Genomic DNA, 13,318 nt, shown 5'->3' with positions numbered 1-13,318 from the left:
ATGCCCCGTGAAATCGCCTTCCATGGCGTGTACATGCCCACCATGACCTTGATGTTCCTGTTCGCCCTGGGCCTGGCCTGGGGCCTGGACCGCTTCATCGCCAGCCATGACGGCTACCGCTTTTTCTGGCACCCGGCGCTGCTGCGCCTGAGCCTGTTCGTCTGCCTTTTCGGCGCCCTCGCGCTGTCTGTCTACTGGTGAGAAACCTTCGATGAAAAAGTTCTTCAGCCTGATCGCCACCCTGCTGGTGCTGGTGGCCGCCGTGGCGATCGGCCGCCAGTTGTGGCTGCACTACATGACCACGCCCTGGACCCGCGACGGGCGTGTGCGTGCCGACATCATCAACGTCGCTGCCGACGTGCCCGGCTACGTGGTGGGTGTACCGGTCAAGGACAACCAGCGGGTGAAGAAGGGCGACCTGTTGATCCAGATCGACCCTGAGCACTACCAAATGGCCGTCGACCAGGCCAAGGCGCTGGTTGCCTCGCGCAAGGCCACCTGGGAAATGCGCAAGGTCAACGCCAAGCGCCGCGCCGACATGGACAACCTGGTGATCTCCAAAGAAAACCGCGACGACGCCAGCAACATCGCCAACTCGGCCCAGGCGGATTATCAACAGGCCCTGGCCGAACTGGCGGCCGCAGAGCTGAACCTCAAGCGCACGCACATCGTGGCCACGGTAGACGGTTATGTGACCAACCTGAACATCCACAAGGGCGACTATGCGCGCACCGGTGAGCCGGTGATGGCTGTGGTCGACGAGAACTCGTTTTGGGTTTATGGCTTCTTCGAAGAGACCAAGCTGCCGCACGTGAAGGTGGGTGACCAGGCCGAGCTGCAGATGATGAGCGGCGAGCGCATCAAAGGCCACGTAGAGAGCATTGCCCGCGGTATTTATGACCGCGACAACCCCCAGAGCCGCGAGCTGATCGCCGATGTGAACCCGACCTTCAACTGGGTGCGGTTGGCGCAGCGTGTGCCGGTACGGATCCACATCGATGAAGTGCCGGAAGGGTTTTTGCTGGCGGCGGGGACGACGTGTACGGTGGTGGTGAAGCCTCGCGAGGAATGAATCCCGGTAGCGGCGCTCAGTCACACGCCAGTGAGAGCCGCACTAGGTGTTCAGTGAAGATTTAAATCTGTGTGTTGCCGCGCCTGCCTCTCGCAGTAACGCGTCCCAATCATCAGGAGGGTGGCCGGTGAGCAGCATCTTCTGGAAGACTTTGTAAGCATCGTCAGTGCGCTCGTAGGCCCGCTTGCTCGTCTCGTCATTTACCCATGCCAGCACGATTATCCTGCTGGGGGTGTGGTAGCGAAAGAACAGCCGGTATTGCTGAAAGAACTTCGCTCGAAACCAGTGCTTGTGGTCGCCTCCTAGCGCTGAACCTTGACGGTACTCAGGCTTGGTCGGGGCTTGCGGGATGACGTCAAACGCCAATCGTTTGATCGCGGCCAGCCGCTTGTACGCGTTCTTTTTCGTGTAGCCGATCGGGTCTTTCTGCAACTGTGCCGCGACTTGCTCACTGAGCGCGTCCAGTTCGGCTAAGAACAGCGGGTGAGCAAATACAGTCCATCCATGAATAGTTAAAGGCTTCCTCGCATCACTCATTCATCTTCCGCCGATAGAGGTTGATCCAGGTCGATCTCGGCGTCGCCCACGAGGCTGTCGAGGCGAGCGATGAGGTCAGCATCGACAACTTGCAGACGTTGCGGATGGGTGGCGATATCGTGGGCCAGAAAATTCAGGAACTGGCCTAGCACAGGGTCGTCTTCGGTTGCCTCTGCGCGGGTGAGTATCACCTCCCCGTCGGGTTGAATCGAGTAATGGATCTTGTCACGCTTTTTCAAACCCAGCGCGCGACGCACTGTTTCCGGTACGGTTGTCTGGTAACGATCGGTCAGGGTGGATTCAACTTCGAAGGTGGCGGCCATGGCCATATCCTTTGCATTGCAACAATGAATGCAAGGTAATGCGATTGCATTACGCGGTCAATGCAGTGCATTGGGGAGCTGATGAATGGTTCAGGCCGCGCCCACCAATACCGGCACTTCTACCCGGTCAATCACCTTCGCGCTGATCGAAGGATCCAGCAATCGCCCCAATCGTGACAGGTGGCGATGACCCATGATGATCAGTTCGCAACGCAGATCTTGCGCCTTGCTGACGATGGCCTCGACCGGCTGCCCGGCCACCATGCAGCCCTGGCTGGTGAAGCCGGCGTCCTGCAACTCGCGCACGGCCTTGGCTACGGCGTGGTCGGCATGCTGCTGCTCCTCGCAGGCAGCGGGGTATTCCTCCAGTTCTTCGGCGGTGTAGGGCGCGGGTTGCTCGTGCACGGCGAAGGTGCTGTCGATGGCCAGCAGCACATGCAGCTCGTGTTCGGCGGGGCGGCAGTAGCGGCGGGCGAGGGTGAGCAGGGCAGCGGATGCGGGGGAGGCGTCGATGGCGATGAGGACCGGGGTGGGCATGGGAATCCTTGTCGAAGCTAAATGATGTGCTGGCTGTACCGGCCTCTTCGCGGGGCAAGCCCACTCCCATAGGTTGGCCGCACAAACCTCAGGCATTGCGGGGTACCTGTGGGAGTGGGCTTGCCCCGCGAAGAGGCCGGTACAGCCACTGCATCACTTATGGCCCAACCAACGCCCAGAATAAATGCCCCACCACGCACGACCTTATTGCGTCAGACGCAATCCTCCAACCTGCTACCATCGCCGTTCCCACAATCGCCACGGAAAACGGCCATGCAACTCCCGGACATGAACCTGCTCGTCGCCCTCGACGCCTTGCTTGACGAAGGCAGTGTGGTGGGCGCCGCGCAGCGCATGAACCTGAGCCCGGCCGCCATGAGCCGGACCCTGGGGCGCATTCGCGATGCCTTGGGCGACCCGATCCTGGTGCGCGCCGGCCGTGGCTTGGTGCCGACACCCCGTGCGCTGGCGCTGCGCGAGCAGGTGCATGGGCTGGTGGAGCAGGCCGGGCAGGTGTTCCGCAGCCGTGACGATGTCGACCTGGTCAACCTGGACCGGGCCTTCAACATCCGCACCAACGACCTGTTCATCGCCCTGTACGGCGCCCAGCTGTTGCGCATGATGCTGGCCCAGGCACCGCGTACGGTGCTGCGTTTCGTGCCCGAGGGCAGTGGCGACGATGATGCGGTGCTGCGCAACGGGCATATCGACTTGATCATCAGCTCGGCCGTCGAGCTGGGCCCGGAAATCAAGGTGCAGAGCCTGTTCAACACCTACTTCGTAGGCTTGGCGCGCGAGGGCCACCCGATCTTCGATGCCGAGATCACCCCTGAGCGGTTCGCCGCCTACCCGCAGATCAGCGTGTCGCGCCGGGGCAGAGCCAACGGGCCGATCGATGTGGCATTGGCCAACCACAAGGTCGAACGGCGGGTGGCGCTGATCACCACGAGCTTCCACTCGGCGATGTTTTCGCTGCCGGATTCGGACCTGATCCTGCCGATACCGGCCAACATCCTCAACAGTGTGCAGCGCTTGAAACTGCCCCTGCGCTCATTCGAGATCCCGGTGCCACTGGAGAAGGTCAACGTGATGCAGGCCTGGCACCCGCGGTTCGACAATGACCCGGCCCACCGCTGGCTGCGCCAAACGTTGAAGGTGTGCGGCAGCATCGACCCGTAACAGAGGCCGATTGCGTCTGGCGCAATATAAACCTGCCAACAAGTCAGTTTTCGTAAGCATTCGACCTTCTTAGACTTGCTCCAGCCCTGAAATTGTTGCTGGAGATGTATTCCCATGAGTTCCCTGACCGCGCCTTCTGCTGCGCTGGCTGCCGCCCCCGCGCCGGCCGCCCCCGTGCAGACGGCATTCGGCCTGCAGGTAGTGGTGGGGTTGTTTGGGGTGTTGCTGGCAGTACTCTGCGCCGGCCTCAACGAGGCGGTAACCAAGATTTCGCTGGCCGATATCCGCGGCGCCATGGGCATCGGTGCCGACGAAGGCGCCTGGCTGCTGGCCGCGTACAGCGCAGCTTCGGTGTCGGCGATGGCCTTTGCACCCTGGCTTGCGACGACCTTTTCCCTGCGCCGCTTCACCCTGTCTGCCATTGCTGTTTTCGCCGTGCTGGGCCTGCTGCAACCGTTCGCCCCCAACCTGCACAGCCTGATGCTGCTGCGGGTGCTGCAAGGCTTTGCCTCGGGCGCCTTGCCGCCGATGCTGATGAGTGTCGCGCTACGTTTTCTGCCACCGGGCATCAAGGTCTATGGCCTGGCCTGCTACGCCCTGACCGCTACCTTTGGGCCGAACCTCGGCACACCGCTGGCGGGCCTGTGGACCGAGTACGTCGGTTGGCAGTGGGCCTTCTGGCAGATCATCCTGCCGTCGCTGCTGGCGATGTTCTGCGTCGGTTGGGGTCTGCCCCAAGACCCATTGCGCCTGGAGCGTTTCAAACAGTTCGACTGGCGTGGCGTGCTGCTGGGCCTGCCTGCCATCAGTTGCATCGTCCTCGGCCTGTCGCTGGGTGACCGCTGGGGCTGGTTCGACTCACCGCTGATCTGCTGGCTGCTGGGCGGCGGCCTACTGTTGCTGGTGCTGTTCCTGTACAACGAATGGTCCGAACCGCTGCCGTTCTTCCAGTTGCGCATGCTCTCGCGGCGCAACCTGAGCTTCGCCCTGGTGACCCTGGCCGGTGTGCTGATCGTGCTCTCCGGGGTGAGCAGCATTCCATCGGCGTACCTGGCGCAGATCCAGGGCTACCGGCCGGCGCAGACCAGCCCGCTGATGATGCTGGTGGCCATGCCGCAACTCATCGCCCTGCCGCTGACTGCAGCGCTGTGCAACATCCGCGCGGTGGACTGCCGCTGGGTACTGGCGATGGGGCTCGGCATGCTGGCGCTGTCGTGCTTGGGCAGCAGCCTGCTGACCTCAGAGTGGATACGCGGCGACTTCTACCCGTTTTATCTGTTGCAGGTGTTTGGCCAGCCGATGGCCGTGCTGCCGCTGCTGATGCTCTCCACCAACGGCATGACCCCGCAGGAAGGCCCGTTCGCCTCGGCCTGGTTCAACACGGTCAAGGGGCTGTCGGCGGTGATTGCCGGCGGCTTGCTGGATGTCTTGGGCACCGTGCGCCGGCATTTCCATTCCAACCACCTGGTCGACAGCCTGGGCAATGCGCCGCTGATCGATGACAGCGCCGCCGGCCTTGCCCGGCGTATCCATGAGCAGGCCCAGGTACTGACCTCGGCCGACCAGTACCTGGTGATGGCGTGCATCGCCGTCGCGTTGATCTGCCTGATTCCCTTCGTGCCTACCCGGATCTTCCCGCCGCGTGCGGTGGCTTGAGCCCGTGACTGAATTCGAGACTTAGAAATGACCAACAACCGCAAGACACTTTTCATCGGCTCGGTGCTCGCCGTGGCCGTGCTGGCCGGTATCGTCGGGCCTTGGATGCTGGGCAGCGATCACCGCCAGCGCACCAACGACGCCTATGTGATCGCCGATTACACCGTGGTCGCGCCCAAGGTCGCAGGCTTTATCAAAGAGGTACTGGTCGAGGACAACCAGCAAGTCACGGCAGGCCAGTTGCTCGCGACCCTCGATGCCCGCGACTACCAAGCCGCGCTCGACGCAGCCCAGGCGCAATTGCTGGTGGCCAAGGCGCAGAGTGCCGATGCCCGCGCCACGCTGGAGCGCCAAGCCGCCTTGATCGCCCAGGCCGAAGCCGCCGTGAAAGCCGCCCAGGCCGAAGCGGCGTTTGCCGATCATGAAGTCAACCGCTACAGCCGCCTGGCCGAGCAAGGTGCCGGCACTGTGCAGAACGCCCAGCAGGCGCGCAGCGGGGTCGACCAGGCCCGTGCGCGCCTGGCCAATACCCAGGCGGCGTTGGTGGCCGCACGCAAGCAGGTGGACATCCTCAGCGCCCAGGTGGCCAGCGCCGATGGCCAGCTCAAACGGGCCGAAGCGGGGCTGGAGAAAGCCCAGCTCGACCTGTCCTACACGCGCATCATCGCACCGGTGGACGGCATGGTCGGCGAGCGCGCCTTGCGTGTCGGCGCCTATGTCAATCCGGGGGCTCGGCTGTTGTCGGTGGTGCCGTTGCAGCAGGCCTATGTGGTCGGCAACTTCCAGGAAACCCAGCTGACCCATGTGCAGCCCGGCCAACCCGTCAGCATCAGTGTCGATACCTTCTCGGGCGAGCAACTGCATGGCCATGTCGAGAGCATCGCGCCGGCCACCGGTGTGACCTTCGCGGCGGTCAAGCCGGACAATGCCACCGGTAACTTCACCAAGGTGGTGCAGCGCATCCCCGTAAAGATCGTGTTCGATGACGGCCAGCCGCTGCTTGCACGGCTGCGCGTGGGCATGTCGGTGGAAGCCACCATCGATACCCGCGGCGACAAAATCGAAGGCAAAGAGGTGAGCGCGCGATGAAACCGGCCTTTCGCTTGAGCCCGGTGTTGCTGGCGTTGCTGATGGCCGGCTGTACCCTCGGGCCAGATTTCAAACGCCCGGACAGCCAGGCCCCGCAACAGTGGGCTGGGTTGCAAGGCGAGGCTGCGGCCAGTCAGCCGCAGGCCGAACCCCTGGAACTGCGCTGGTGGGAAAGCTTCCACGATGCCCGGCTCAGCGCGTTGATCCAGCGGGTCGCCGAACGCAACCTGGACTTGCAGATGGCCAGTGCGCGGTTGCTGCAAAGCCGTGCCTTGCGCAGTACGGTAGCAGCGGATGAAGCGCCCTCGGTCGATGTGAACGCAGGCTACAGCCGTGCTCGCAACAGCGCCGAAGGGCTGAGTGACCCCTCGGGCCACGCGGGCAAATCGGCATTCAACCTGTGGCAGGGTGACTTGGTCGCGGGGTGGGAGCTGGACCTCTGGGGCCGAGTACGCCGGCAAGTGGAGGCTGCCGATGCGACGGTGGAAGTGGCCGAGAACGACCGCCGTGGGGTGTTGTTGGCGCTGTTGTCGGAAACCGCCGGCAACTACATTCAGCTGCGTGCGGTGCAGCACACCCTGGACGTCACCCGTGACAACCTGAAGGTGGCGCAGCACAGCCTGAAGTTGTCCGAGAATCGCCAGGCCGAAGGGGTCGCCACCCGCCTCGACGTGGCCCAGGCCAGTGCCCAGGTCGCCTCCATCGAAGCCCGCCTGCCCAGCCTTGAGGCCAAGCGCGACGACTTGATCAACGCCCTCAGCCTGCTCGCGGCCGAGCCACCTCGCAGCCTTCAGGCACAGTTGCTCGAAGGGGGGGAACTGCCCGCGCCCCAGCAGCAGTTCGCCATTGGCCTGCCGTCGGAGTTGGCCGAGCGCCGCCCGGACATTCGCCAGGCCGAGGCGCGCCTGCATGCGGCCACCGCCAGTATCGGCGTGGCCAAGGCCGACTTCTACCCGAGCATTCGGCTGTCGGGCAGCCTGGGTTTCCAGGCCATGCAGCTGTCTGACTTCGGCGGCTGGGACTCGCGCCGCTTCGCTTTTGGCCCGCAACTCTCACTGCCGATTTTTGAAGGTGGGCGGCTCAAAGGCACGCTGGAACTGCGTGAGGCGCAGCAGCAGGAAGCCGCGCTCAACTACCGCAAGGTGGTGCTCGGTGCCTGGCATGAAATCGACGATGTGCTGCGCCTGTATAACGCCAGCCAATTGCGTCGCGACCATTTGGCCGAGGCGGTGCGGCAGAACCGTATCGCCTTGGAGACTGCCCAGCGCCAGTATGTGGAAGGGGCGGTGGACTTTCTCAATGTGCTGACCGTGCAAGGTGCGTTGCTGGCCAGTGAAGAGCAGTGGATCGACAGCTCGGCGGCGGTTTCCCAGGCGTTGGTGGGGCTGTACAAGGCGCTGGGAGGGGGGTGGCAGGCGTTTGATACACAGCCTGCGAACAAGGTTTGATAGGTGTTGTGGCTGTACCGGCCTCTTCGCGGGTAAACCCGCTCCCACAGGTACCGTACAGATTTTGAGCACTGTGCAGTACCTGTATGAGCGGGTTTACCCGCGAAGAGGCCAGTACTGCCAAGCATCAATCAAAGCGGCCGCAGCAACCCAAACCGCTTGCGCAACACCCAGTCCAGCAAGCGCCGCGGCAACAGCCTGGCAATCAGCGGCAACGCCGTGCTGCCATTACCCAGCCTGACCACCGCAGGCACCGCCGTTTTGCGCGTAGCGGCCAACACCCCTTGGGCAAACACCGCCGCTGGCGTCGGCCGGTCCTGCGATGCCCGCGCCCGTGCCTGGACATATTCGCGCAGTGGCCACCACGGCGAATCCGCAGCCAACACCTGATCGGCCTGGCGCTGGGCATTGCTGGCGAACTGCGAAGCGATCGCCCCCGGCTGCACTTCCATCAGCCGAATGCCAAACGGCGCCAGCTCTAGGCGCAGGGCATCGCTCAGGGCGTTGACGGCAGCCTTCGACGCGCAGTAGGCCCCAGCGAACGGCGTGACCAGCACCCCAGAAACGCTGCCGATATTCACCACCAGCCCACGCGCGCGGCGCAGCAGCGGGAACAACGCGCGGGTCACGCCGACCACGGCGAAAACGTTGGTTTCGAATTGCTGGCGCATGGCGTCCACACCCCCGTCGAGCAATGGGCCCATGGCACCGTAGCCGGCGTTGTTGATCAGCATGTCGAGGCGCCCGTGGCTTGCCTCCAGCTCCTCGGCCAGTTGGGTCAGGGCTTGGCCATCATTGACGTCCAGTTGCCGGGCGGTGAAACCAGCGGCGGCTAAATGCGCGACGTCCTCAGGTTTGCGGGCGGTGGCCCAGACTTCATGGCCGGCATCGCGGAAGGCGTCGGCCAGGGCGCGGCCGATGCCGCTGGAACAACCGGTGATCAGGACGGTGGGCATGGGAGATGGCCTTGAGTCGGGTAAGTTTGTGTTGCCTGTAGTGGCCTCTTCGCGGGCAAGCCCGCTCCCACAGGTACTGCACAGCGCTCAAAATCTGGGCGGTACCTGTGGGAGCGGGCTTGCCCGCGAAAGGGCCCGACCAGGCGACAGATCAATTGGCAAATGTACCCTGCAGATGCTCAGCCCGAAACTCCAGTGTCTGCGGCCGATAGCCAGAGCGCAGTGGCGGCAAGGGCAGGCAATCCTTCCACTCGGCACCTGGCTGCAGCTCACCTGGCCCCCGGTAACGCGGCGCGCTGTAAGTGTTTTCGGCCAGGTTGACAGTATCCCCCGGCGCATACGCCCCCACCCGCCAACGCAGTTCGGTCAGCGGAGCCTTGTTGCCGTTCTTCATGTGAACCTGCAGCGCCCGGTCGGCGGGGCATTGGTCCGGGGCATAGTTCAGGCGCAAGTCCAGGCGTGCCAGTTGCGCGGCTTCGCGGCTGTCTTGCCAGGCCACGAACAGGGCGACCAGGCCGATGCCGCAGACGGCGGCCAGGGATATCGGCAACGCCTTCGCTGGGTAACGCAGCAGCAGTACCAGCCAGGTGAGAATTAGCACGGCGCCGATGATCATGGAGACAACCTTGATTGCACTGATCTGGCCATCCTAGCATTTCTGCCAGTACCGCCGTAGCCGCCCTCACCCTAATCTGAAAGCGCGTTAAAACTGGCTGCCTTCGTTGGCATCTGTGTGACAGGCAGCTTGTTACCACTCATTAAAATCATCAGCTTTCGGAGTCAATCATGAGCGTACTTAATACCCAAACCGGCAACGCATCTGGTGCGATGACTGCCACCCTGCCAACAGGCGAGCAATTCATTGCTCAAGACGTCTGGTTCGACCCGCTCGGCGGTGTGCTGGGTATCCGCAACCCCGCGCAGGGCGTTGAAGAATTCATCTACATTGGCTTCCCGTTGGACATCAAGGATGGCGACCATACCCTCGGTGAGGGCGGCACATCGGCCTACTTGGGGAGTGACGTATCAGGCCCTGCGCACAGTGGCGTGATACAAAGCCTGGTATGGAACCGGGAGGAGTGTGGGGTCGCGGGTAAGTTTGATTTCAAAGGCAAAGATGAATATGCGCGTGACTTTCAAGTCTCAAAGGGTGTGTTTGATATTGCCTATGAAAAGCCCGCCTCTGCGCTGCAGCGCAACACCGCAAGTGCTGCCTCTGCGGTCATCGTTCCCGCACTGAAAAATAATACCAAGTTCAACGCTAATGAACAGGGTTACAACGGTGACCGTGAGCGCCCGACGTTTGTCGCGGTCAAGCAGTCCATTGGCCTTGAGGGCGGCTTGCTGGCCCTGGGGGCGGTGTTCCTTCTGGAGTACGATCAAAACAACCAACCTTCGGTCAAGCGCGCCTTTGCCAGCGTTAATCACGGCTTGATTATGGCTGACGATTACGCCATTACCCAGTTGGCGTGGGCGCCAGGTAGAGCCTTGTCCTTCGCCTTCACGCTTGCATTCCACTACAACGCTCAGCCTTTCACATTTCAGGAAGGCCATGTCGACCTGAAGCTGTAAAACAGCAAAACGGTCATCCAAAAGCCCCACCTCTTTGCAAGAGGCGGGGCTGGCTTCGCATTACGGTGCGAGGGTCTTCAGGAAACGCACGCTGAACCGGAAGAAAATGGCACTGCGCAGGTGTTTTGGGACTGGGTAAAGGGGTGTTCCACCTAGCATTTTTGCCAGTTGCGCGTTAGTGGCAAAAGCCTAGAGTACAGCAGTGTTTGTGATGTTGAGCCTAATTTTTATTAATCCGCGTGAGGCGTCATGAGGAGCGGTGGCTATGGATTTAAATACCTTTGCAAACGCAAACGCAAAAGCTAAAGCGAACCTAGTGAAACTTGAACCGCTTCCGAGAAGTGAGCGCGGCCGGATAAATGCTTATTTTAATGGTAGGTTGGCAGCGTTTACTGGTCAATTTTATTGGGGTTATCAGGATATCAATAATGACAGGGTACTTGCCGGTGACGTGGTGTTGGAGTCAGGTCGTAAAGATATATTTGCTATAAATTTTCCACTGGACCTTGAAGGACCTGACCACGCTATTGGCGAGTACGATAGTGGGCTGCCATGGGTTTATCTGATGTCGACCTCTGTGTCAACTACGGGTAGGATCTGGTCGTTTAAGTGGGAGCGGGAAATAATAATTCAGGGTGCTTTTGAATGCCAGCTCGAGGGTTTCGAATCGATCGCTGTGACAGGTGGAACTTTTTACATGAATTGTCCGACCCTCTAACGTTTATCCACGTAGTGGGAAGAACGGTGCTGAGTACGTAGCGCCTCACGCGTTAGTTCAATGTGAGGCGCTACGTTCGTTTACTGCGCGATGGTTTTCACCGAAACCCCACGCTCGACCGGCGTGGAAGTGCGCCCATACACATCTTCGAAGCGCTCGATGTCATCTTCACCCAGGTAGCTACCGGACTGCACTTCGATGATCTCCAGCGGGATCTTGCCCGGGTTGCGCAGCCGGTGCACCGAGGCGATCGGGATGTAGGTCGACTGGTTCTCGGTGAGCAGGAACACGTTTTCGTCGCAGGTCACCTCGGCGGTGCCGGACACCACGATCCAGTGCTCGGCGCGGTGGTGGTGCATCTGCAGCGACAGGCTGGCGCCTGGCTTGACAGTGATGTGCTTGACCTGGAAGCGGCCGCCCATGTCCACCGAATCGTACGAGCCCCATGGGCGGTACACTTCCAGATGGTTCTGGGTCTCGCTGCGGCCTTGCTCGTCGAGGGTCTTGACCATCTGCTTGACGCCTTGGACCTTGTCCTTGTGGGCAATCATCATGGCGTCCTTGGTCTCGACCACGACGATGTTCTCAAGGCCGATCACCGACACCAGCTTGCCGTTGCCGTGGATCATGCAATTGCGGCTGTCCTGCACCACCACATCGCCCTTGGTGACGTTGCCGTTGTCGTCCTTCTCGTGCACATCCCACAGCGACGACCAGCAGCCCACGTCGCTCCAGCCGGCCGACATCGGCACCACGCAGGCGCGTTGGGTCTTTTCCATCACCGCGTAGTCGATGGAATTGTCCGGGCAGCAGGCGAAGGTGGCTTCGTCGATGTTCAGCACATCGCCGTCTGCCTGACTGCGCTCCAGGGCCAGCACGCAGGTGTCATAGATGTCGGCGTCGTGTTTTTTCAGCTCTTCGAGGAAGCGGCTGGCGCGGAACAGGAACATGCCGCTGTTCCAGAAGTAGCCCCCGGCCTTGACGAACTCGGCGGCGCGTTTCTCGTCGGGTTTTTCAACGAATTGCGCCACCCGCGCCACACCTTCGGGCAGCAGTGCGTCCTGGCTGGAGCGGATGTAGCCATAGCCGGTCTCGGGTTTGGTCGCCGGCACGCCGAACAGCACCATCTCGCCACGCTCGGCGGCCACGGTGGCCAGGGCCAGGGCGCGCTGCAGGGCTTTCTGATCGTCGATCACGTGGTCGGCGGGCAGCACCAGCATCAGGTCGTCGCGGCCTTCGCTGACCAGTTTCATCGCGGTCATCGCAACGGCAGGGGCGGTGTTGCGGCCAAACGGTTCCATCAGGATGCCCTGGGTTTTCAGCTTCAGTGCCGAGAGCTGTTCCTGAACGATGAACGTGTGGTCCTTGTTGCAGACCACGATCGGCGCGTCCATGCCTTCGAATACCAGGCGCTGGAGGGTTTGCTGGAACAGCGTGTGCTCACCGGTCAGGGCCAGGAACTGCTTGGGGAATTGCTTGCGCGACAGAGGCCACAGACGCGAACCGCTACCACCAGAAAGAATTACCGGGATCATGATGTTTCTCCAATAAGGTCGTTAATGAGGCAGGGGATCAGTTAGTGGACACTGGGCGGGTGACCCAGACCGGCGACAGGCTGCTGCCGGAACCGGTGACGTACAGCACGGCGGCTTCGCCGCGCTCCAGGGCGACGGGTTTGACGTCGCTGACTTTCTTGTCGCCGGCATACAGGGCGAGGTTGACCTTGACCGGGTTGATCTCACGCTCGCCACGGCCTTTGGCGGCGACCGGCGTGACTACTTCGGTCTTGCCATCGGCGGTCTTCAGGGTCAGCGACTGGTCGCTGAGGTTCTGTACGCGTACCAGGGCTTTCTGCTTGTTCTTGAACGGTGGCTCTTCGATCAGTTGCGGGTTGCCGCTGCTGCTGTTGACCAGGGTGTAGTACTTGTCCGAGGCCAGCTTGACCGGCACGCTCTTGCCGCCCACCTGGGCGGTGTAGTCACCGCCTGGGAGGAAGCTGAAATCGCTACTGGCCTGGGCGCCGACCTGCTTGATCTGGGTGTTGCCGACCGAGGCGGCGGCAGGTGCGCTGGCGGCGTTGTACAGGCGCACGAAGGTTGAACCTTTCGGTGCAGTCGGGCCGTACAACGCGGCGTCGGCACCGGCGAAGGCCTGCATCGAAGCAAGGGACAGGCCTGCTGCGAGGGTGAGGGCTTTGGCAATGGAAGTCTTGGTAGTCATGTGCATTTCCT

At 61.9% G+C, this 13,318-nt stretch carries 15 protein-coding genes; 8 read left to right on the top strand and 7 right to left on the bottom strand.

Going from position 1 to position 13,318, the window contains the following annotated elements:
- Together HU750_RS06825 and HU750_RS06820 are read left to right on the top strand one after the other, a co-directional pair.
- The gene (locus HU750_RS06825; protein WP_027595286.1) at positions 1-201 is read left to right on the top strand and encodes a DUF1656 domain-containing protein; all 201 of its coding nucleotides are present in this window, start codon (positions 1-3) and stop codon (positions 199-201) included.
- Between the two features lie 10 nt (positions 202-211).
- Positions 212-1,072, top strand: a complete 861-nt coding sequence (locus HU750_RS06820; protein WP_186677821.1) for an efflux RND transporter periplasmic adaptor subunit — start codon at positions 212-214, stop codon at positions 1,070-1,072.
- Between the two features lie 42 nt (positions 1,073-1,114).
- Here the strand turns inward: HU750_RS06820 and HU750_RS06815 are convergent, their stop codons facing one another.
- The 3 genes from HU750_RS06815 to HU750_RS06805 all read right to left on the bottom strand — a co-directional run bounded on the left by HU750_RS06815 (position 1,115) and on the right by HU750_RS06805 (position 2,469).
- Entirely contained in the window at positions 1,115-1,609 is a 495-nt protein-coding gene (locus tag HU750_RS06815) for a type II toxin-antitoxin system YhaV family toxin (RefSeq protein ID WP_186677818.1), read from the bottom strand.
- A complete protein-coding gene (locus tag HU750_RS06810; RefSeq protein ID WP_027595289.1) occupies positions 1,606-1,932 on the bottom strand; it encodes a type II toxin-antitoxin system PrlF family antitoxin in 327 nt (108 codons plus the stop codon). Before HU750_RS06810 ends, HU750_RS06815 begins: the two co-directional genes overlap by 4 nt.
- 90 nt (positions 1,933-2,022) lie before the next feature.
- A complete protein-coding gene (locus HU750_RS06805) occupies positions 2,023-2,469 on the bottom strand; it encodes a universal stress protein (RefSeq protein WP_186677815.1) in 447 nt (148 codons plus the stop codon).
- Positions 2,470-2,742: 273 nt separating this feature from the next.
- Between HU750_RS06805 and HU750_RS06800 the strand changes: the two genes are divergently transcribed.
- The 4 genes from HU750_RS06800 to HU750_RS06785 all read left to right on the top strand — a co-directional run bounded on the left by HU750_RS06800 (position 2,743) and on the right by HU750_RS06785 (position 7,841).
- Positions 2,743-3,648, top strand: a complete 906-nt coding sequence (locus HU750_RS06800) for a LysR family transcriptional regulator (RefSeq protein WP_027595291.1) — start codon at positions 2,743-2,745, stop codon at positions 3,646-3,648.
- Positions 3,649-3,762: 114 nt separating this feature from the next.
- Positions 3,763-5,304 carry an MFS transporter gene (locus tag HU750_RS06795; RefSeq protein WP_099455271.1) on the top strand — a complete coding sequence of 514 codons (1,542 nt, stop codon included), beginning with the start codon at positions 3,763-3,765 and terminating at the stop codon, positions 5,302-5,304.
- Positions 5,305-5,331: 27 nt separating this feature from the next.
- Positions 5,332-6,393 carry an HlyD family secretion protein gene (locus tag HU750_RS06790; protein ID WP_186677812.1) on the top strand — a complete coding sequence of 354 codons (1,062 nt, stop codon included), beginning with the start codon at positions 5,332-5,334 and terminating at the stop codon, positions 6,391-6,393.
- Positions 6,390-7,841, top strand: a complete 1,452-nt coding sequence (locus tag HU750_RS06785; RefSeq protein ID WP_099430395.1) for an efflux transporter outer membrane subunit — start codon at positions 6,390-6,392, stop codon at positions 7,839-7,841. The genes HU750_RS06790 and HU750_RS06785 overlap by 4 nt, the downstream gene beginning before the upstream one ends.
- Positions 7,842-7,972: 131 nt before the next feature.
- Here the strand turns inward: HU750_RS06785 and HU750_RS06780 are convergent, their stop codons facing one another.
- Together HU750_RS06780 and HU750_RS06775 are read right to left on the bottom strand one after the other, a co-directional pair.
- On the bottom strand, positions 7,973-8,797 hold the full coding sequence (locus tag HU750_RS06780; RefSeq protein ID WP_186677809.1) for an SDR family oxidoreductase: 825 nt from the start codon (positions 8,795-8,797) through the stop codon (positions 7,973-7,975).
- Between the two features lie 151 nt (positions 8,798-8,948).
- Entirely contained in the window at positions 8,949-9,413 is a 465-nt protein-coding gene (locus HU750_RS06775) for a multidrug transporter (protein WP_186677806.1), read from the bottom strand.
- 170 nt (positions 9,414-9,583) lie between these two features.
- Here HU750_RS06775 and HU750_RS06770 point away from each other — a divergent pair, with 170 nt between their 5' ends.
- Both HU750_RS06770 and HU750_RS06765 read left to right on the top strand, forming a co-directional pair.
- Positions 9,584-10,369: a hypothetical protein gene (locus tag HU750_RS06770; RefSeq protein WP_186677803.1), complete on the top strand. Its 786-nt coding sequence runs from the start codon at positions 9,584-9,586 to the stop codon at positions 10,367-10,369.
- A gap of 265 nt (positions 10,370-10,634) precedes the next feature.
- A complete protein-coding gene (locus tag HU750_RS06765) occupies positions 10,635-11,087 on the top strand; it encodes a hypothetical protein (protein WP_186677800.1) in 453 nt (150 codons plus the stop codon).
- An 80-nt stretch (positions 11,088-11,167) separates the two neighbouring features.
- Here HU750_RS06765 and HU750_RS06760 read toward each other — a convergent pair whose 3' ends face one another.
- Both HU750_RS06760 and HU750_RS06755 read right to left on the bottom strand, forming a co-directional pair.
- Complete coding sequence (locus tag HU750_RS06760) at positions 11,168-12,622, bottom strand: mannose-1-phosphate guanylyltransferase/mannose-6-phosphate isomerase (RefSeq protein WP_186677797.1); 1,455 nt, start codon at positions 12,620-12,622, stop codon at positions 11,168-11,170.
- Positions 12,623-12,659: 37 nt separating this feature from the next.
- Positions 12,660-13,307, bottom strand: a complete 648-nt coding sequence (locus tag HU750_RS06755) for an alginate O-acetyltransferase AlgF (RefSeq protein ID WP_186677794.1) — start codon at positions 13,305-13,307, stop codon at positions 12,660-12,662.
- Positions 13,308-13,318: the final 11 nt, after the last annotated feature.

The sequence above is a fragment of the Pseudomonas sp. SWRI50 genome (assembly GCF_014269095.1).
Taxonomy (GTDB): Bacteria; Pseudomonadota; Gammaproteobacteria; order Pseudomonadales; family Pseudomonadaceae; genus Aquipseudomonas; species Aquipseudomonas kermanshahensis.
This window is presented reverse-complemented; position numbering and strand designations above follow the sequence as displayed.

Coding starts and splice junctions, on each gene's coding strand:
- HU750_RS06825 (WP_027595286.1), top strand. CDS start 1: ATGCCCCGTGAAATCGCCTTCCATGGCGTGTACATGCCCACCATGACC.
- HU750_RS06815 (WP_186677818.1), bottom strand. CDS start 1,609: ATGAGTGATGCGAGGAAGCCTTTAACTATTCATGGATGGACTGTATTT.
- HU750_RS06770 (WP_186677803.1), top strand. CDS start 9,584: ATGAGCGTACTTAATACCCAAACCGGCAACGCATCTGGTGCGATGACT.
- HU750_RS06790 (WP_186677812.1), top strand. CDS start 5,332: ATGACCAACAACCGCAAGACACTTTTCATCGGCTCGGTGCTCGCCGTG.
- HU750_RS06760 (WP_186677797.1), bottom strand. CDS start 12,622: ATGATCCCGGTAATTCTTTCTGGTGGTAGCGGTTCGCGTCTGTGGCCT.
- HU750_RS06820 (WP_186677821.1), top strand. CDS start 212: ATGAAAAAGTTCTTCAGCCTGATCGCCACCCTGCTGGTGCTGGTGGCC.
- HU750_RS06755 (WP_186677794.1), bottom strand. CDS start 13,307: ATGACTACCAAGACTTCCATTGCCAAAGCCCTCACCCTCGCAGCAGGC.
- HU750_RS06780 (WP_186677809.1), bottom strand. CDS start 8,797: ATGCCCACCGTCCTGATCACCGGTTGTTCCAGCGGCATCGGCCGCGCC.
- HU750_RS06795 (WP_099455271.1), top strand. CDS start 3,763: ATGAGTTCCCTGACCGCGCCTTCTGCTGCGCTGGCTGCCGCCCCCGCG.
- HU750_RS06775 (WP_186677806.1), bottom strand. CDS start 9,413: ATGATCATCGGCGCCGTGCTAATTCTCACCTGGCTGGTACTGCTGCTG.
- HU750_RS06785 (WP_099430395.1), top strand. CDS start 6,390: ATGAAACCGGCCTTTCGCTTGAGCCCGGTGTTGCTGGCGTTGCTGATG.
- HU750_RS06810 (WP_027595289.1), bottom strand. CDS start 1,932: ATGGCCGCCACCTTCGAAGTTGAATCCACCCTGACCGATCGTTACCAG.
- HU750_RS06765 (WP_186677800.1), top strand. CDS start 10,635: ATGGATTTAAATACCTTTGCAAACGCAAACGCAAAAGCTAAAGCGAAC.
- HU750_RS06805 (WP_186677815.1), bottom strand. CDS start 2,469: ATGCCCACCCCGGTCCTCATCGCCATCGACGCCTCCCCCGCATCCGCT.
- HU750_RS06800 (WP_027595291.1), top strand. CDS start 2,743: ATGCAACTCCCGGACATGAACCTGCTCGTCGCCCTCGACGCCTTGCTT.